The organism is Burkholderia sp. BCC0405 (assembly GCF_902833075.1).
Taxonomy (GTDB): Bacteria; Pseudomonadota; Gammaproteobacteria; order Burkholderiales; family Burkholderiaceae; genus Burkholderia.
Window position 1 is genome coordinate 333,171 of the sequence record NZ_CADFEO010000007.1, and the last position, 18,593, is coordinate 351,763.

Genomic DNA, 18,593 nt, shown 5'->3' on the forward strand with positions numbered 1-18,593 from the left:
CGCGCCGTCAGTTCGTCCGCGAATTGTGCTTCTGCAGAAACGCGATCAGGCCGTCGATCCCGCCCGATGCGAGCTGGCTCTTGAACTGGCCCTGGTAGACCTGGATCAGCCACGCGCCCGACATGTCGATGTCGTAGATCTTCCAGTCGTTGCCGACCTTGCCGAGACGATAGCCGACCGACTGGCTGTCGCCCGGCGTCGTGACCGTCGACTGCACGAGCGCGTCGGCGCCCGACGCGCCGCCGGCCTTGAACGAGAACTTCGCGTCCTGGCTGCCGAGCTGCGCGAGCGACGCGGCGTAGGTGCGCGTCATCAGCAGCTTGAACTGCTTGTACAGCTCCTGTTGCTGTTGCGGCGTGGCCTGCTTCCATGCGTCACCGACCGCGATGCGGGTCGTGCGCTCGAAGTTGGTTGCGGGCAGGAAGCGCTGCTCGACGACCGCCGAGACCTTCGCCATGTCACCGCCGCGTGCGGCGGGATCGGCCTTCATCGCGTTGACGGTGCCCTCGACCGCATTGCGGACGATATCGACCGGCGCGCTCTGCGCGAAAGCGGAAACCGACACGGCGGCCGCCGCGACGAAAGCAAACAGATGACGTTTCATACGAATATCGCTCGATGAGAAAAAACGACCAGTTGATTGCACCGGCCGGTGGCGCAAAGTATACCGGGCCTGACGCCCGGTTGCCGCGCCGTGACCGACTGTTACCTTTCAGCTTCGTTTGTCACAGGTGCGCGCAGCGGCTCGGCGAGGCAGCGAGACGCCGATTATGTAAACATCCCCTTACAAAACAGCCGGCCACCGGTATCGATTCCGCCACCGCGAACAAATCTCCTTCCCGCCCCCAAACCCGCAACGTCACGTCCTTCGCCACGCCGCGCCGGTATACTTGGCTACTTTGCCCTTGCCAGCCGCTCCCCACCGCCACATGGTGACATCTCTCATCGTCCGACTCGTTGCATGGTCGGTGCGCCGCCCCGTCTGGGTCGTCGTCCTGTCGCTCGTCATCGCCGCGCTCAGCGGCGTCTATGTCGCGCAGCATTTCAAGATCAACACCGACATCAGCAAGCTCGTCGATGCGGAGCCGCAATTTGCCGCGCTCGGCCAGGCCGTCGATCAAGCGTTCCCGCAACGCAACGGCACGATCCTCGCGGTCGTCGAGGCGCCTGCGCCCGAATTCGCGAATGCCGCCGCGCATGCGCTGACCGAAGCGCTGCAGAAGGATGCCGAAGCCGGCCGCATCGGCCAGGTCGCCGAGCCCGGCGGCGGGCCGTTCTTCGAGCACAACGGGCTGCTGTTCCTGTCGCCGCAGGAAGTCGCCGATACGACCTCGCAGCTCGCAAGTGCGCGCCCGCTCGTCAACGAACTCGCGAAGAACCCGAGCCTGACCGGGCTCGCCACGACCCTCTCCACCACGCTCGGCCAGCCGCTGCTCACCGGCCAGGTGAAACTGCCCGCGATGGCGAAGCTGCTCGCGCGCAGCGCCGCGACGGTCGACGACGTGCTGGCCGGCAAGCCGGCCGCGTTCTCGTGGCGTGCGCTGGTCGACAACGATGCCGCGCGGCAGCCCGCGCGCGCGTTCGTCACCGTGCAGCCCGTGGTCAACTACGGCGCACTGAAGGCCGGCGCGGAAACCAGCCAGGTGATCCGCGACGCGGCCCGTTCGCTCGACCTCGAGAAGCGCTTCGGCGCGGCCGTGCGCCTGACCGGCGAACAGCCGCTCGCCGACGACGAATTCGCGTCGGTGGAAGACGGTGCGGCGCTCAACGGCGTCTTCACGCTGCTCGCCGTGCTCGTGATCCTGTGGCTCGCGCTGCGCTCGAAGCGGATGATCGGCTCGGTGCTCGTCACGCTGTTCGTCGGCCTCGTCGTGACCGCCGCGCTCGGCCTCGCGATGGTCGGGTCGCTGAACATGATCTCGGTCGCGTTCATGGTGCTGTTCGTCGGCCTCGGCGTGGACTTCTCGATCCAGTACGGCGTGAAGTACCGCGAGGAACGCTTCCGCGACCCGCGCATCGACCACGCGCTGATCGGCGCCGCCCACTCGATGGGCATGCCGCTCGCGCTGGCCACCGCGGCCGTCGCGGCGAGCTTCTTCTCGTTCATCCCCACCGCCTATCGCGGCGTGTCCGAGCTCGGCCTGATCGCGGGCGTCGGGATGTTCGTCGCACTGCTCACCACGCTCACGCTGCTGCCCGCGCTGCTGCGCCTGTTCGCGCCGCCGGGCGAATCGAAGACGCCGGGCTTCCCGTGGCTCGCGCCGGTCGACGATTACCTCGATCGCCATCGCAAGCCGATCCTGATCGGCACGCTCGTGGTCGTGATCGGCGCGCTGCCGCTGCTCGCGTTCCTGCGCTTCGACTTCAACCCGCTGCACCTGAAGGATCCGAACAGCGAATCGATGGCGACGCTGCTCGCACTGAAGGATTCGCCGGAAGCCGCCGTCAACGACGTCACGCTGCTCGCGCCGTCGCTCGCGGACGCCGACGCGGCCGCGAAGCGCCTCGACGCACTGCCCGAAGTCGGCCGCACCACCACGCTGTCGACCTTCATCCCCACCGACCAGCCGGCCAAGCGCGCGGCGATCGCCGCCGCCGCGAGCGACCTGCTGCCCGCGCTGACGCAGCCGCCCGCGCCGCCCGCAACCGACGCGCAGCGCGTCGCCGCGCTCAAGCGCGTGTCGGACCTGCTGAGCTACGCGGCCGAAGATCATCCGGGCCCGGGCGCGGCCGCCGCGCAGCACCTGTCGGCGTCGCTCGCGAAGCTCGCCGCCGCGGACGCCGCGACGCGCGACCGCGCCGAGCGCGCATTCTCCGATACGCTGCGCATCGCGCTCAACCAGCTCGCGTCGCTGCTGCAGCCGCAGGACATCACGCGCGAATCGCTGCCGCCGCAGCTCGTGCGCGACTGGGTCGCGCCGGACGGCCATGCGCTCGTGCAGATCTCGCCGAAGGTGCCGAAGGGCGTCGACCCGAACGACGACACGATGCTGCGCCGCTTCGCGAAAGCCGTGAAGGCCGCGGAGCCGGGCACGACTGGCGGGCCGATCTCGATCCTGCATTCGGCCGACACGATCATCAACGCGTTCCTGCATGCGGCGCTGTGGTCGATCATCTCGATCACGATCCTGCTGTGGGTCACGCTGCGCCGCTTCGGCGACGTGCTGCGCACGCTGGTGCCGCTGCTCGTGTCGGGCGTCGTGACGCTCGAGATGTGCGTCGTGCTCGGCATGCCGCTCAACTTCGCGAACATCATCGCGTTGCCGCTGATGCTCGGCGTCGGCGTCGCGTTCAAGGTGTATTTCGTGATGGCGTGGCGCGCGGGGCAAACCGGCTTGCTGCATTCGAGCCTCACGCATGCCGTCCTGTTCAGCGCCGCGACCACGGCGACCGCATTCGGCAGCCTGTGGCTGTCGCACCACCCGGGCACGTCGAGCATGGGCAAGCTGCTCGCGCTGGCCCTGACCTGCACGCTGATCGGCGCCGTGGTGTTCCAGCCCGTCCTGATGGGCAAACCGCGCGTCAAACGCGCCAAGAACCAATCGCAAGGAATCAATGAATAAGGTGCGAATCATTGCGGCGACCGTTGCCGCCGGCGCAGTGCTGTCCGGCTGCGCGACGGGACCGAACCGCAACCCCAATGACCCGCTCGAGCCGATGAACCGGGCGATGTACAAGTTCAACGACACCGTCGACACGAACATCGCCCAGCCGATCGCGAAGGGGTACCAGAAGGTCACGCCGACGCCCGTGCGCACCGCGATCAGCAACTTCTTCTCGAACCTCGGCGATCTCGGCAACATCGCGAACAACCTGCTGCAGCTCCGCATCACCGATGCGACCGAGGATCTGATGCGCGTGGCGATGAACTCGGTGTTCGGCGTCGCCGGCCTGATCGACATCGCGACGCCGGCCGGGCTGCCGAAGCATCACCAGGACTTCGGCCTGACGATGGCGCGCTGGGGCGTGCCGTCGGGCCCGTATCTCGTGCTGCCCGTGTTCGGGCCGAGCACGATCCGCGACGGCGTCGGCCGCGCGGTGGACGTGCGCTTCAACCTGCTGAACTACATCGAACCGGCCGCGCGCAACCCGATGTACATCGCGCAGTTCATCAGTGCGCGTTCGGACCTGCTCGGCGCAACCGACCTGCTGAAGCAGGCCGCGCTCGATCCGTATTCGTTCGTGCGCGACGCGTACCTGCAGCAGCGCAAGTCGCTGACGTATCGCAGCCAGTCGTCGTCGGGCACGCTGCCGAACTACAGCGAGCCGGGCGAATCGGGCAGCGCGCCCGCATCGGCACCGGCCGCGCCGGGGTTGCCGAACTACGAGGATCCGGGTGAATCGGGCGGTGCTTCGGGCACCACGCCGAACAACGCGCCGGCCGCGCCGGGGTTGCCGCAGTACGACGATCCGGGTGCGGACAATGCGATGCCCGCGAGCGCGCCTGCTGCCGCTTCGGCCGCAGTACCTGCCGCACCGGTTGCGGCATCGGCATCCGCACCGGCGACGCCTGCGAGCAGTCCGGCCATGCAGAAGTAAGGCTGTAACGGCCGCTGTCGCAAAGACAAAGAGCGCTGCAGATGCGGCGCTCTTTTTTTGTCCGCGAGAAACGGAAAACCGGGAAGGGAAGGGCGAGAAACGCGGTGTGTGCCGCTCAGACGATCCGCATCGCGCCGGCACGCTCGAACGCGTGCCGCGCCTGGATCAGCGTCGTGCGCGCCGCACGCGCGTCGCTCGCGACCTGCAGCAGCGGGCCGAGCTGCGACGGCTGCTTCAGCAGCTCGCGCAGGATCGGCAGGATCGCCGTACTGCCGTCGTCGCGCAAACCGGCCGTTGCCGCGCGCGGCAGCGTGCGCCACGCCGGATCGACGATCGCGCGGCACACCGCGAACGGCACGCCGCGCGCGGCCGCGAAGGCCGCCGCGATATGCGACTCCATATCGACGGCGAGCGCGCCCTTCGCGTGGTGCAGCGACGCCTTTTCCTCTTCGCTGACGACCGGGGCGCCAACGGCCGCGATCGTACCGCGCGTGACGCGCGCCCAGACAGGCGTGTCGTGCAGCGCGGCAATGAGCCGTGCGCTCCAGCCCGTATCGGTCTCGACACGACCGAACGGCCCGTCGATCGCGTTCGCGATCACGAGTGCGCCAGGCGCGAGGTCGGACGCGAGCCCGCCCGCCGTGCCGAAGCTCACGATGCCCGCGCAACCGCGTGCGGTCGCCTCGGTCAGTGCGCGTTCGAGCCGGTCGGCCCGCGCGGCAAAGACGGCTTCGACGCCTTTGCCGCGCGCGATGCGCGCCTCGAATGCCATTCCCGTCACGGCGATGACGGGCAACGTGCCGGTGGGTTGCGGCGCCACGCTTACAGCCCGAACGTCACGCGCGTCGTGTTGTCGCGCTTCAGGTTGCGATAGCGGGCGAGCGCCCACAGCGGGAAGAACTTGCGATAGCCGTGGTAGCGCAGATAGAACACGCGCGGGAAGCCCGTCGCCGTGAAGCGCGCCTCGTCCCACAGGCCCGCTTCGTTCTGGTTGGCGATCAGGTAGTCGATGCCGCGCGCCACCGCCGGGTTGTTCACCTCGCCGGCCGCCATCAGGCCGAGCAGCGCCCACGCGGTTTGCGACGCCGTGCTCGGCGCCTGCTCGAAGCCGCGATAGTTCAGCTTGTAGCTGTCGCCGTCCTCGCCCCAGCCGCCGTCCTTGTTCTGGATCGACAGCAGCCACTGCGCGCCGCGCTTCATGCGCGGATCGTCCGGCGTCAGGCCGGCCGCGTTCAGCGAGCACAGTGCCGTCCACGTGCCGTACACGTAGTTCATCCCCCAGCGGCCGTACCAGCTGCCGTCCGGCTCCTGCTCCTTCAACATGTAGTCGAGCGCACGGCGCGCCGGCTCGCTGTTCAGCGGCGTCTCGCCGAGCTGCGACAGCATCGACAGGCAGCGACCCGACACGTCGGCCGTCGGCGGATCGAGCAGTGCGCCGTGATCCGAGAACGGGATGTTGTTCAGGTAGTACTGCGTGTTTTCCGGTTCGAACGCGCCCCAGCCGCCGTCGCTGCTCTGCATCCCGACGACCCACTCGCGCGCACGCGCGATCGAATCGCGATAGGCGTCGTTCTGCTTGAGTTTCTGCGCGCGATCCATCGCCACCGCGACCACCGCCGTATCGTCGACGTCGGGGTAGTGTGCGTTCGCGTACTGGAATGCCCAGCCGCCGGGCCGCACGTGCGGGCGGCGCGAGATCCAGTCGCCGCGCACGTCGAGGATCTGCAGCGGGCGCAGCCATTCGAGGCCGCGGATCGCGGCGTCCTCGGCACGCGCGTCGCCCGTTTCGAGCAGCGCATGCGCGGCGAGCGACGTATCCCACACCGGCGACAGGCACGGCTGGCAATACGCTTCGTCGTCATGCACGACAAGCAGCTTCTCGATCGACTTGCGCGCGATCGCGCGGTTCGGATGATCTTCCGCGTAGCCGAGCACGTCGTACATCATCACCGCGTTGGCCATCGCCGGATAGATCGCGCCGAGGCCGTCCTCGCCGTTCAGGCGCTCGTCGACGAACGACACGGCCTGGCGGATCGCGCGTTCGCGCGTGTAGTTCGGGAACAGGCCGTCGACCGCGCGCAGCGCATGGTCGACCACGCGGAAGAACGCGAACCAGCCGGGGCTCTGGTGACCCTGGCGCGGCAGCAGCCCGGCGTTGACGGGCGGATCGATGAACAGTTCGTCGATGCGCACGCCGCGCGGGTTCTTCGCGAGCGGGCGCTTCGCGTTCAGCACCAGCAGCGGCACGATCACGGTACGCGCCCAGTACGACACCTTCGACAGATGGAACGGGAACCACTGCGGCAGCAGCATGATCTCGACCGGCATCATCGGCACCGCGCGCCACGGAATCGCACCGTACAGCGCGAGCTGGATGCGCGTGAACACGTTCGACATCTCGGCGCCGCCCATCGCGTGAATGGCGCGGCGCGCACGCTGCATGTGCTCGGCGTTCTCGTCGTCGCCGATCACCTTCAGCGCGAAATACGCCTTCACGCTCGCGCTGATGTTCGGCGCGCCGTCGGTGAACAGCGGCCAGCCGCCGTCGGCCTGCTGGATGCGGCGCAGATACTTGCCGATCTTCTGCTCGAGCTCGAGGTTCGGCGTCTCGCCGAGATAGTGGACGAGCAGCACGTATTCGGCGGGAATCGTCGAATCGGCTTCGAGTTCGTAGACCCAGTGTCCGTCCGCGTTCTGCGCGGCCAGCAGCGCATCGGTCGCGCGCGAGACGGCCGTGTCGACGCCGGCCGGCACGGCGCCGGCCGACAGGGTAGCCATTTCGGTGAGATCGTTCATCGGTCCCTCTCTTATTGTGTCTGGAGCACGTCCGCGGCCAACTGGCCGGAGCGGATCGCGCCCTCGATCGTGGCGGGCAAGCCGGTGGCAGTCCAGTCGCCCGCCAGCACAAGATTGGTCCAGCGCGTACGCACGGCCGGACGTTTCATTTCCTGCGACGGCACCGCCGCAAAGCCCGCGCGCGGCTCGACGACGAGCTGCCACGCGGGGATGGTTTCCGGGTTCGCGCCGGTCACGCGCGCGACGTCTTCCCAGATGCGCCGCGCGAGCGTGTCGCGCGGCGTGTCGAGCCAGCGGCCCGCGTCGCGGATCGTCGCCGCGAGCTGGCCGCCGCCGGTGCGCACCGCATCGACGACACCGTTCACGACGGACGTCTGCTGCGGATTGCCGGCCGGCGCTTCGACCGCGAAATACGCGGTCACGACCGCGCTGAACGTGTCGGGCGCGGTGAGTTCGGGCACGAGCGGCTGCGCGACCTCGGGCGGCACGGCCAGCACGACGGCGTCGCCCGGCGCGAGATCGATCCGCTCGCCGCCGACCGAGATCGCATCGACCGCATTCCCGTGCGCGCCGAATTCGAACGCATCGAGCCGCGCGTTCAGCCGGATCTGCGCGCCGCCGTGCTGCAGCATCCGCAGCGCCGGTTCGACGAAGGCGCTGCCGAGGCCGTGGCGCGCGACGAGCGGACGGCAGCCGGGGCCGCCCGCGGCAAACGTGCCGCACAGCGCCGCGCGCGCGAGCTCGGCACTCGCGTGGCGTGGCTCGACGTTCAGCACACCGAGGAAATACGGCCGCAGCCAACGTTCCCACAGCATGCCGTCGCATCGCATCGTCTGTGCGAGCGAGCGGCCCATGCGCGCGAACGCGAGCGGGGCGAGCGCGAGGTAGTCGAGCGGCGTCGTGCCCGGCGCGCGCGACGCGGCATCGAACAGCCACGACGGCCAGCGCCCGTTGCCGAAGCGCAGCGTCCAGCGCTGCCGCGACGCGACGTCGACGACCGGAAATTCAGGCAGCGCGGGCCCCGCGAGCTGGTCGGCCGCGCCGATCGCGCGCAGGTAGCGCTGCGTCGCGGGCTGCCCCGCGAACACCGTGTGCAGCCCGCTGTCGAGCGTCGTGTTCAGCGTCCCGTCGAACCACGAGCGGCAGCGGCCGCCCGCATGCGCGTGCGCGTCGTGCAGCACGATGCGTCGCCCGCGACGTTGCAGCTCGACCGCGGCCGACAGGCCGGCAAGGCCGGCACCGATCACGTGGACGGTCCTGGGCATCGACTCGGGCGGCTCAGAACAGCGCGTAGCGCGCGGCGATCATCAGCATGCGCGCTTTCGGCTTGCGCAGCGGTGCGCGCGGGAAGGCAAAGCCGCGTGCGATCGCGGCTTCGAGAATGCAGCGATACGCGCCCGACATGATGCGCGGCGCCTTCACCTGCGCACGCGCGCAGGTATCCATCACCGCGTCGGCCTGGCGGAAATGCTCGAGCGCGCGCTCGACGAGCGTCGCGCACACGCGCGGCAGCGCCGGATCGCGCACGATCGTCGCCGGTTCGGTGATCGCGATGCCTTCGCGCGCCAGCAGCTCGCGCGGCAGATAGCAACGGTTGATCGCCGCATCGTCGTCGATGTCGCGCAGGATGTTGGTCAGTTGCAGCGCGCGGCCGAGGTGATGCGACAGCTTGATCCCTTCGGCTTCCGGCATCCCGAAGATCCTCACCGACAGCCGGCCGGCCGCGCTCGCCACGCGATCGCAGAAGAGGTCGAGCGTCGGTTCGTCGGGCGCGCAGATATCTTCAGCCGCATCCATCGCCATCCCGTCGATCATCGCGTGGAAATCCTCGCGCTGCAGGTTGAATGCGCGGATCTCGCGGTCGAGCGCGGCCAGGTGGCGCGGCGGGCGGCCGGCGAAGCACGCGTCGATGTCCGCGCGCCAGCGGTCGAGGCCCGCGTTGCGCTCGGCGCGCGGCAGGTCGCTGTCGGCGATGTCGTCGACCGCACGGCAAAACGCGTAGACCTGGAACATCGCATCGCGCTGCACGGCCGGCAGGATGCGCATCGCAAGATAGAAAGAACTGCCCGATGTGACGGCAGCGGCGTCGGTTTCTTGTTCGTCCACGACGGAATGGGAAACGGCCAAGGCGAGCTCCACGGAGACACCCACGCGGGGCGATTGAAGAAGCCATGCCCGGCTGGGATGGTCAGGGTGTCATGCGTGCGAGATATGCGAACGATCGACGCAGACAGGCACAAATTACCGGCCGGAAGCCGGAATTGGGCGAAAGTATAGCAATCTTTGAAGTTCGATGGCGGACACGCGCCGCGTGCGGCGGCGTGCCGGAAGCGGTGGGCCGGCAAGCGCGGCCGGCCCGGGCGGAACCCGGCGCCGGCGGCGCGTCAGCCGTAAACGATGTCGCGCTGCAGGTCGAGCGCAATGAGCCCCATTTCGGAGGTGAGCTGCAGCATCGAGCGGCGTTCGAGACGCGAGCCCATGAAGCTCGTCACGCGGCCGTCAGGCTCCGCGGTGAACTGGAAGACCGCGCCGCCCGTGCCGAACCACGCGCCCGGCACATCGGGAGATTCCTGCCAGTCGATCTGCGCGAACACGCGCGCGATGCCCGCGCGCACCAGGTCGCCCGGGCCGATCGGCGGCGCGATGTCGCCCAGGTCGTCGAGCGAGTAGGGACCGGGTTTGTCCGGCTTCCGGTAGAAGAGGTAGTCGACGTTCATGGGGCGCAACCGCAGGCAAAGCAACAAAGTAGCGTGCTTCGGGATAAATTCAAATCGGATACGGACGAAATGTGGCCTGTACGAGACAAGGGGGACAGGTCGAATCCGGCCCGTCTGGGCGCACGCCGGTTCGTCTAAGATGACACCTTTCTCAAAATCTGTAGACCCGGACACCATGGAGACGAACGCAAGCGCCACCCCGCAGTCCGATCGATCCGTTTTCGTGCTGGTGCACGGCGCCTGGCACGGCGCGTGGTGCTACGCGCACGTCGCGGCCGCGCTGGCCGCGCGCGGCCACCTGTCGATCACGCGTGACCTGCCCGCGCACGGCATCAATGCCCGCTTTCCCGCTTCCTACTTCGCACGCCCGCTCGACAAGGACGCGTTCGGCGCCGAGCCGTCGCCGGTCGCGAACACGACGCTCGACGATTACGCCACGCAGGTGATGCAGGCGGTCGACGACGCCTACGCGCTCGGCCACGGCAAGGTCGTGCTCGTCGGGCACAGCATGGGCGGCCTCGCAATCACGGCGGCCGCCGAACGCGCGCCGGAAAAGATCGCGAAGATCGTCTATCTCGCGGCCTTCATGCCCGCGTCGGGCGTGCCGGGCCTCGACTACGTGCGCGCACCTGAAAACACCGGTGAAATGCTCGGCCCGCTGATGCTGGCGAGCCCGCGCGTTGCCGGTGCGCTGCGCATCGATCCGCGCAGCGGCGACGCCGCGTATCGCGAACTCACGAAGCGCGCGCTGTACGACGACGTGCCGCAGGCCGACTTCGAGGCCGTCGCGAACCTGATGACCTGCGACGTGCCGGCCGCGCCGTTCGCGACCGCGATCCCGACGACGGCCGCACGCTGGGGCGCGATCGACCGCCACTACATCAAGTGCCTGCAGGATCGCGTGATCCTGCCCGCGCTGCAGCAGCGCTTCATCGACGAAGCCGACGCGTTTGCGCCCGGCAACCCGACCCACGTGCACCAGCTCGACAGCAGCCATTCGCCGTTCATGTCGCAGCCGGCCGTCCTGGCCGGCGTGCTGGCCGACATCGCGAAAAGCTGAGCGCGGCACGCGCCCAGGGGCATCCGCTCCGCGCGCGGCGGGGCGGATGCGTCGCCTATGCGTATGCGACCGACCGGTCGCGCCCGAGCCGCTTCGCGCGATAGAGCGCGGCATCGGCCTCGTTGACGAGCACGTCGCAGGTCGGCGCCCCCGTCTTCGCATACGCGCCGCCGACGCTCGCCGTCACCGGCACGCTGACCCCCTCGGCATCGACCGGCGCGCTGCCGATCGCATCGCGCACCTTGTCGGCCACCCGCATCGCCTCGTCGAGATTCGTGCACGGCAGCAGCAGCGCGAATTCCTCGCCGCCGAAGCGGCCGAACGTGTCCTGCGCGCGCACGATCGACGCAACGCGACGCGCGGTCTCGCGCAGCACGGCATCGCCGACCGCATGCCCGAAACGGTCGTTGATCGTCTTGAAGTGGTCGAGGTCGAACAGCAGCACCGACATGTCGCCGCCGTAGCGCTGCCAGCGCGCGAATTCTTCACCGAGCCGCGCCTCGAAGAAGCGCCGGTTCGCGATGCCGGTCAGGCCGTCGCGATTCGCGTGCTCGCGCAGCTTCGCGACCGCTTCTTCGCGCTCGCGCTGCATCACGCTCACATGCGTGACGTCCGAGATCGTCACGCACACGGCCTCGACCTCGCGGCCGCGCGTGAGCGGCATGAACGTGCAGTCCTGCTGCATGTAGTCGACGCCGCCCGTGATCGGCCGATCGTGCTCGAAGCGGAACAGATAGGGCCGCTGCTCCCACGAGCTGAACGCAAAGCTGCCGAGCTGGAACACGCTCTCGAGCTTGCGCGACAGCCATGCGCGCGGCAGGTCGGGAAAGCAGTCGAACAGGTTGCGGCCGATCACGTCGGCGGCCGGGATGCCACTGTGGTCCTGCATGAAGCGATTCCACATCAGCACGGTCATCGCGCGGTCGAGCACGAACAGGCCGAAGCCCACCCGCTCGATCACGAGGTCGCTCAGCGACGGGGTGGCGGCCGTCATAGCGCGGACAGCAACGCGTCGAGCGCGTCACCCATCAGCCGGATCGAATCCTCGGCCATCAGCATCACGAAGTGAGCCCGGAACGCGTGGTCCTCGAGCCCGAAGTTCACTTCCAGCAGCAATGCCACGCTCCATGCCAGCTCGGTCGGCTGGAATACGTCGTCGAACGACACGTTCGCGCCGAGCAGCCCCGGCGGAAAAAATACGGGCTTGCGGCCGAGCTCGTCGAGGATCGACGCGACGCACGCGCCCATCAGCACGTTCGCGACGTCGAACACGACTTCGTCGGGTGTCGCCATCCCGCCGTACACGCCGTCGCCGAACGTGCGGTCGACGACCGACATGAGCCGCGCGATGCTCGCGGTGCGGCACAGCACGATCGCTTCGCCCTTGATGTCGGAACGGAAGCCCTGGCGCACGGCGGTCACGTTGTCGTGAATGCCCGTCATCTCGCGCAGCGCGTCACTCGCGTCGGTCGCTTTCACGACCCGCACGCGCGGCACCGACAGCTCGATGAAATGCCCGAGCAACAACGCGAGCCGTGCGGCGGCGCGGCCCATTGCGAGGTTGGCGATCTCCTGCAACGCGTCGCGTTGCTCCGCCGTGAACACCGAGTCAGGCATACAACCCATACTCCTTGAGAATGGGCAGCAATGCCTCCGACGTCACGGGTTTGGCTACGAATGCGATCGCGCCCAATTCGCGCACGCGTGCTTGCGCCTGCGGCTGGATATCGGCGGATACCACGATCACGAACGTGTTCAGATCTTCGTGGCGCAGTGTCTCAAGAACCTGATATCCGCTCATGTCGGGCATCGTCAGGTCCAGAAACATCACGGAAGCTTTGCCGTCACGATAGAGCGCCAAGGCCTCTCGACCATTCGCGGCATACGCGACTTCGACGTCCCAGTCTCCCGGCAGCGCCTTTGTCAGAAGTTTGCGAGCGAGCAGCGAATCGTCGGCAATTACAATCGGCAAAGGCATGGAACGAAGCGGTATACGGAATGGTTTCTCTCGCGTTAACGACCGCGCGGCGCACTTCTTTAGGCGCCATGCGTTCGGGTGCGGGCAACCGCCGCAGCCACGCGCGGGCGCCGCGACGCGGATGCGCGCGACGCACCGCGCGGCGAACGCCGGCGGGCGCATATATCTGTCATTGGGAAAGCAAGGCGCGATTCTCTGAGTAAAACGGAGGCGATGCAACTCGCCATTTTCACCATTTCGAACAGAATTGGTCCGAACCTGCGCCATTCCGAAAACAGACGCGACCATTTTCGAGATAAGAACGCAAAATTTTTCCTTGTGTACGTTTGCGCTGCCGGATTCGTCGCGTTTTCAATCTGACAATTTCTTCTGTCGGAATCGACAGGATTGCTGGCGTTCAGGGCCGTGCGGCGGCCCGTCGCAACTCGTTTATGATGGCAGGCACCTCTGCCTCACCCGCCTTTTCGATGACGTCCGACCGGCCCGCCGACTCCCACGCTCCCGCCTCCCCACCCGCCGACGACTGGCAGGACGACGGCAACTATGCGTCCGGTGCGCCCGAGCACGATTTCGCGGTGCGCCGCGTGACGCTGATCGTGCTGCTCGTCGCGGCGATCGTGCTGCCGTGCATCTACGTCGTGGTGATGGCGTACAACGACCTGAAGACGCGCGAGGCCGCCGCGAGCGACGTGACGATGCGCACGGTGCGGGTGGCCGAGGAGCATGCGCTCAAGGTGTTCGACCTGAGCGAGACGCTCGATGCGCGCATCGTCGATCTCGTGCAGGACATGGACGACGCGACCGTGCGCAACCGGGAGTCCGACATCCACGAAGCGCTGAACACGATCGGCGGCGGCTATCCGCAGGTGGCCGCCGTGTCGATCTTCGGCGCGAGCGGGATGCTGCTCGCGAACAGCCTCTACTATCCGGCGCCCTATGCGTCGATCGCGAACCGCGACGACTTCGCCGGCATCCGCGACGGCAAGGTCATCGAACACATCTCGCGGCTGATGATGGGGCCGCTCAAGCTCGAGAACATTCCCGTGTTCAACACGGGCGTCGCGCGTCGCCATAGCGACGGTTCGTTCGCCGGGATGGTGTCGATCGCGCTGAAGTCGTCGTATTTCAACGCGTTCTACCGCGACCTGCTCGGCGGTGCGAGCACGCCGATGACGATGGCGCTCGCGCGCTCGGACGGCGCGGTGATCGCGTCGTATCCGCCGCCGCCGGCGCTCGCGCACACCGATCGCGCCGTCACGTTCGGCGACGCGCGCAACGATCCGCGCGCCGGTGTCGTGCGCGTGCGTCACGACGGCGCGAGCAGCGAGATCGTCGCGTATCGCCAGGTCGGCAGCTATCCCGTCTACGTGACGTGCGCGTACCGCACGTCGGCGATCTGGCATGAATGGTACGAACACCTGAGCGTGCTGTTCATCTCGATGTTCGCACCGTCGGTCGCGCTGTGGTCCGTGATCTGGCTGTCGCTCAAGCGGCTGAAGGCGGAAGAGGAAGCGTGGGATCGCTGGCAGGCCGAAGCGTCGATGCGGCGCTCGATCGAATCGGCGTACCGGCAGTCGCGCAAGATGCAGGCGCTCGGCAACCTCGTCGGCAGCGTCGCGCACGACTTCAACAACCTGCTGATGATCATCTCGAGCAACGTGCAGATCGTGCGGCGGCGAGGGATCCAGCACCTCGACAAGGAGCTCGGCGCGATCGAACGCGCGCTGAAGAACGGGCAGTCGCTCACGCGCCAGCTCCTCGGTGTCGCGCGCAAGCAGCCGCTGCACAACGAGACGATCGACGTCGGGCAATGGCTCGGCACGTGCCACGAATTACTGAAGACATCGCTCGGTTCGAAATCGGCGCTGGTCGTCGCGATCGAGCCCGGTGTGTGGCCGATCCGCGTCGACGTCGCGGAGCTCGAGCTCGCGGTGATCAACCTCGCGGTCAACGCGCGCGACGCGATGGCGACCGGCGGCCGCTTCACGGTCGGCGCGCGCAACGTGACGCTGCGTCGCGAGGACGGCTTTCCGCTGACCGGGGATTTCGTGCAGATCTCGTTCGACGATACGGGTTCGGGCATGGCGCCCGATGTGCTCGCGCGCGCGTTCGAACCGCTGTTCACGACGAAGGCGCAGGGGATGGGGACGGGGCTCGGGCTGCCGCAGGTGTTCGCGTTCTGCGAACGCTCGGGCGGCCTCGCGACGATCGACAGCGCGGTCGGCGCCGGCACGTCGGTGCGCCTCTACCTGCCACGCGCGCGCGCCGAGGATGTCGTCGCGCGGCCACCGGCGATCGTGCACGACGCGGGGGCAGGCGCGCTCGCCGGCCTGCACGTGCTGCTCGTCGAGGACAACAGCGAAGTCGCGGCCGGCACCGAAGCGCTGCTGTCGCTGCTCGGGCATCGCGTGACCTACGCGCCCACCGCCGACGACGCGTTGCGCCTGATCGAAGGCGCAGCCGCGAACGACGCGTTCGACCTCGTGATTTCGGATATCCACATGCCGGGCCGCCTGAACGGCATCGACCTCGCCGAAGCAGTCGAGCAGCGGCCGGAGAAACTGCCCGTGATACTCGTCACGGGTTACGCGGAGGAACTCGACCGCACGCGCACCGTCAACGTCCGCGTGCTGTCGAAGCCGTTCGACATCGCGCTGCTCGACGAGATCCTGCTGGGCATCCGCGAAGCGCGCGATGCACGACACGCGCGGCACGCCGGCACGTGACCCGCTGCGTGCGGGCCGGCGCCGCCGGCGTGAACGGGTGGGCCGCTCAGGCCGACTTCAGCAGGCGCACCCAGCCCGTGTAGAGATCGACGAAACCTTGCAGGAACTTGCGGGTGTCTTCGCTGACGATCTGGCCCTGGTCGTCGATGCGCGCCGGATCGTGCTTGATGAACATCTCGGGCTGCCCGAGCGTCTTCACGTCGAGATACGCGAGCACGTTGCGCAGGTGCTGTTGCGCGAGCGCGGTGCCCGTCGCACCCGGCGACGTGCCGAGCACCGCGCCCGGCTTGCCCGACCACGAGTTGGAACCCCACGGGCGAGAGCCCCAGTCCAGCGCATTCTTCAGCACGCCCGGAATCGAGCGGTTGTACTCGGGCGTGACGAACAACAGCGCGTCGGCGGCCTCGATCGACTGCTTGAAGCGCTTCGCGACTTCCGGGAAATCCGCGTCGTAGTCCTGGCTATACAGAGGCAGTTCGCCGATCTCGACGAACTCGAACGAGAAATCGGCGGGGGCGAGCGAGATCACGGCGTGTGCGAGCGCACGGTTCCACGACGCGCGACGCAGGCTGCCGACGACCACAGCGATGCGGTAGGACATGGCATTCTCCTTCCGTTGAGTGAGGAATCGGATCGATTGCTTCCGAACGAGCGACAAAGGTCTGTTTATAGGCAAGCCAGCCCGCGAACCGCCCCACGGGGCCGTCCGGCCGACTTTCCACAAGGTTTTCCACAGAAATTGTGGATAACTCGGCCGTGATGTTCCGACGTTACAGATTGCCCGCCGCGTGCCGTCGCCGACACGCGACACAAGGTTCGGCAAGCATAGCGCAGCGCGCCGGCCGCTTTCGTGAATTCGTGACGGAACATGCATTGCAGGCCGGCACCGCGCCCAGTAAGCTGCTCGCACCGCGACGCGCCCGCTTGGGCAAGTGCGCTTGCCTCGAGACACCGCAACCCAGACATGCCGGCTGCTTACGACGATCCCGCCTATCTCGCGCAACTGCGGCGCGACCTGCTGCGCTTCGCGCGACTCCAGCTCCGCGATGCCGACGCGGCCGAAGACGCCGTGCAGGAAGCGCTCGCCGCCGCGTGGTCGCATGCGGGCGATTTCGCCGGACTGTCGGCACACAAGACCTGGGTGTTCGGGATCCTGCGCAACAAGCTGATCGACGTGCTGCGCGCGCGGCAGCGGACGGTCAACCTGTCCGCGCTCGATGCCGAACTCGACGGCGAATCGGTGCTCGATCGCGAACTGTTCAAGGAAAACGGGCACTGGGCCGCACATGCGAAGCCGCGACCGTGGCCGCGCCCCGAAACGCTGTTGCAGCAGCAGCAGTTCTGGACGCTGTTCCAGGCCTGCCTCGATCACCTGCCGGAGCAGATCGGGCGCGTGTTCATGATGCGCGAATTCCTCGACGTGGAAATAACGGACATCTGCAGCGAATTGACGCTGACGACAAATCATTGCAGCGTGCTGCTGTATCGGGCGCGCACGCGCCTGCGAACCTGCCTGAGCGAACAAGGACTGACGACCGAAGATGCTGCCGGGGAAATGTACTGACGTGACGCGACTGCTGTCGGATGCTCTTGATCGGCATCTGACCCTGCATGAACGCCTGCAGGTGCGCATACACCTGCCGACCTGCAGTGGCTGCAGGGCCTATCGCGGCCAGATCACGCTGCTGCGGACGGCCGCGAAAGCGGCGGCGGGGCAGGAGCCTGCCCCGGATGATGACGGTGGGTCGTCCGGGAAAGGCTAGGGCCTGTTCATATGGGCTTGCGAACGAGCCTTGCCGGCTGTCCCCCAAGGGGACTTCCTTCGGGCGCGTGCAAGAAGCAAGAAGCGCCGTTTGGCCGAGCCAAACAAGCGACGCGCGACGCCGCAATGCGGCCGGCAACGCGCCTTCCCCTGTCTGGAAAAAATCATTCGTGGGGCTGGCCCCCAGAAGGGCCGATCGCCACGTCATGCGCCTCGCGAATACGTCGAGTATTCGCTCCGTCGCGATCCTTGCGCACGGCCCTTCCGGGGGCCAGCGCAAGCCCGTTATTCGCGTGAACAGGCCCTAGGCCGGATCGCGTGATCGCGATCGTCCGGGCGATGGCGGGTGGGGGCGTGCTGCCCGGCTTCGATTGCCGGCTTCGATTGCCGGCTTCGATTGCCGGCGTTTGTGCCGGTGCTTGCGCTGGGCTGACGCAATCAGAAAAATACGGCGGGCAAGAATTATTCGAACAGTACCTGCACCGATTCGGGCGGCCGGCCGATGGCGGCCTTGCCGAGGTAAACGACGATGGGCCGCTGCAGCAGAATCGGATGAGCGGCAATTGCCACATAGGCTTCCGCATCGGTCAGATCGGCGCGAGCAAGATTCAGCTCCTTGTACGGCTCCTCACCGTCGCGCAGCATGTCGCGAACCGGACGGCCAAGCTGCCGATGCAGCGCTTCCAGTTCCTCGACCGTCGGCGGCGTCTTCAGATACTCGATGACATTCAGCGGCGCAGCGGTGGTATTCAGCGACTCGACCAACGCAAGCGTCTCGCGCGACTTCGAGCATCGGGGGTTGTGGTAGATCGTGATCATCATTCAGGCCTGGAGGGTAGAGCCCTGTATTGTAGCTAGTCTGCATCGGGGGCTTGGTGGGGCGGTGGACGCGGGATCTCGGGTGCGGATTCGCTGCTTCGTAGCAGCAGGTGGATGAAGCCGCACGACTGCCCGCGAGAGGGGAGTGCTGCTCGGGATGCGCTTCAATGAATTGGTGGGTTTATGCGCATAAAGG

The 18,593-nt window shown here is 67.5% G+C and carries 17 protein-coding genes; 6 read left to right on the plus strand and 11 right to left on the minus strand.

The window, feature by feature from the left end:
- Positions 1 to 7: 7 nt before the first annotated feature.
- Complete coding sequence (locus tag HWX36_RS14525; RefSeq protein ID WP_175952770.1) at positions 8 to 604, minus strand: ABC transporter substrate-binding protein; 597 nt, start codon at positions 602 to 604, stop codon at positions 8 to 10.
- A 325-nt stretch (positions 605 to 929) separates the two neighbouring features.
- Here HWX36_RS14525 and HWX36_RS14530 point away from each other — a divergent pair, with 325 nt between their 5' ends.
- A complete protein-coding gene (locus HWX36_RS14530) occupies positions 930 to 3,563 on the plus strand; it encodes an MMPL family transporter (protein ID WP_175952771.1) in 2,634 nt (877 codons plus the stop codon).
- Positions 3,556 to 4,539 (plus strand): VacJ family lipoprotein, encoded by a 984-nt coding sequence (locus tag HWX36_RS14535; protein WP_175952772.1) that lies wholly within the window; start codon positions 3,556 to 3,558, stop codon positions 4,537 to 4,539. Before HWX36_RS14530 ends, HWX36_RS14535 begins: the two co-directional genes overlap by 8 nt.
- A gap of 115 nt (positions 4,540 to 4,654) precedes the next feature.
- Here the strand turns inward: HWX36_RS14535 and HWX36_RS14540 are convergent, their stop codons facing one another.
- From HWX36_RS14540 to HWX36_RS14560, 5 genes are all read right to left on the minus strand, one after another.
- On the minus strand, positions 4,655 to 5,311 hold the full coding sequence (locus tag HWX36_RS14540; protein WP_244136423.1) for a phosphorylase: 657 nt from the start codon (positions 5,309 to 5,311) through the stop codon (positions 4,655 to 4,657).
- Between the two features lie 50 nt (positions 5,312 to 5,361).
- Positions 5,362 to 7,335, minus strand: a complete 1,974-nt coding sequence (shc, locus tag HWX36_RS14545) for a squalene--hopene cyclase (protein WP_175952774.1) — start codon at positions 7,333 to 7,335, stop codon at positions 5,362 to 5,364.
- Between the two features lie 11 nt (positions 7,336 to 7,346).
- Positions 7,347 to 8,600, minus strand: a complete 1,254-nt coding sequence (hpnE, locus tag HWX36_RS14550; protein WP_175952775.1) for a hydroxysqualene dehydroxylase HpnE — start codon at positions 8,598 to 8,600, stop codon at positions 7,347 to 7,349.
- 13 nt (positions 8,601 to 8,613) lie between these two features.
- Positions 8,614 to 9,462 (minus strand): presqualene diphosphate synthase HpnD, encoded by an 849-nt coding sequence (gene hpnD, locus HWX36_RS14555; RefSeq protein ID WP_175952776.1) that lies wholly within the window; start codon positions 9,460 to 9,462, stop codon positions 8,614 to 8,616.
- A 257-nt stretch (positions 9,463 to 9,719) separates the two neighbouring features.
- Positions 9,720 to 10,052 (minus strand): hypothetical protein, encoded by a 333-nt coding sequence (locus tag HWX36_RS14560; RefSeq protein ID WP_175952777.1) that lies wholly within the window; start codon positions 10,050 to 10,052, stop codon positions 9,720 to 9,722.
- Between the two features lie 175 nt (positions 10,053 to 10,227).
- Here HWX36_RS14560 and HWX36_RS14565 point away from each other — a divergent pair, with 175 nt between their 5' ends.
- Positions 10,228 to 11,112: an alpha/beta fold hydrolase gene (locus HWX36_RS14565; RefSeq protein ID WP_175952778.1), complete on the plus strand. Its 885-nt coding sequence runs from the start codon at positions 10,228 to 10,230 to the stop codon at positions 11,110 to 11,112.
- Between the two features lie 55 nt (positions 11,113 to 11,167).
- Here HWX36_RS14565 and HWX36_RS14570 read toward each other — a convergent pair whose 3' ends face one another.
- From HWX36_RS14570 to HWX36_RS14580, 3 genes are read right to left on the minus strand one after another with little or no spacing between them, the layout of a single operon-like run.
- Positions 11,168 to 12,106 carry a diguanylate cyclase gene (locus HWX36_RS14570; protein WP_175952779.1) on the minus strand — a complete coding sequence of 313 codons (939 nt, stop codon included), beginning with the start codon at positions 12,104 to 12,106 and terminating at the stop codon, positions 11,168 to 11,170.
- Complete coding sequence (locus HWX36_RS14575) at positions 12,103 to 12,729, minus strand: chemotaxis protein CheC (RefSeq protein WP_175952780.1); 627 nt, start codon at positions 12,727 to 12,729, stop codon at positions 12,103 to 12,105. Before HWX36_RS14575 ends, HWX36_RS14570 begins: the two co-directional genes overlap by 4 nt.
- A complete protein-coding gene (locus HWX36_RS14580) occupies positions 12,722 to 13,090 on the minus strand; it encodes a response regulator (RefSeq protein WP_034187557.1) in 369 nt (122 codons plus the stop codon). Before HWX36_RS14580 ends, HWX36_RS14575 begins: the two co-directional genes overlap by 8 nt.
- Positions 13,091 to 13,557: 467 nt before the next feature.
- Here HWX36_RS14580 and HWX36_RS14585 point away from each other — a divergent pair, with 467 nt between their 5' ends.
- Entirely contained in the window at positions 13,558 to 15,816 is a 2,259-nt protein-coding gene (locus tag HWX36_RS14585) for a hybrid sensor histidine kinase/response regulator (protein ID WP_175952781.1), read from the plus strand.
- A 46-nt stretch (positions 15,817 to 15,862) separates the two neighbouring features.
- Here HWX36_RS14585 and HWX36_RS14590 read toward each other — a convergent pair whose 3' ends face one another.
- Positions 15,863 to 16,417, minus strand: a complete 555-nt coding sequence (locus tag HWX36_RS14590) for an NAD(P)H-dependent oxidoreductase (protein ID WP_175952782.1) — start codon at positions 16,415 to 16,417, stop codon at positions 15,863 to 15,865.
- 363 nt (positions 16,418 to 16,780) lie between these two features.
- On the opposite strand from HWX36_RS14590, the gene HWX36_RS14595 reads away from it, so the two are divergent.
- Entirely contained in the window at positions 16,781 to 17,380 is a 600-nt protein-coding gene (locus HWX36_RS14595; protein WP_175952783.1) for an RNA polymerase factor sigma-70, read from the plus strand.
- Positions 17,358 to 17,579, plus strand: coding sequence for a zf-HC2 domain-containing protein (locus HWX36_RS14600; RefSeq protein ID WP_175952784.1), 222 nt, complete (start codon positions 17,358 to 17,360; stop codon positions 17,577 to 17,579). Before HWX36_RS14595 ends, HWX36_RS14600 begins: the two co-directional genes overlap by 23 nt.
- A 461-nt stretch (positions 17,580 to 18,040) precedes the next feature.
- Here the strand turns inward: HWX36_RS14600 and arsC are convergent, their stop codons facing one another.
- A complete protein-coding gene (gene arsC, locus HWX36_RS14605; protein WP_175952830.1) occupies positions 18,041 to 18,397 on the minus strand; it encodes an arsenate reductase (glutaredoxin) in 357 nt (118 codons plus the stop codon).
- Positions 18,398 to 18,593 lie beyond the last annotated feature (196 nt).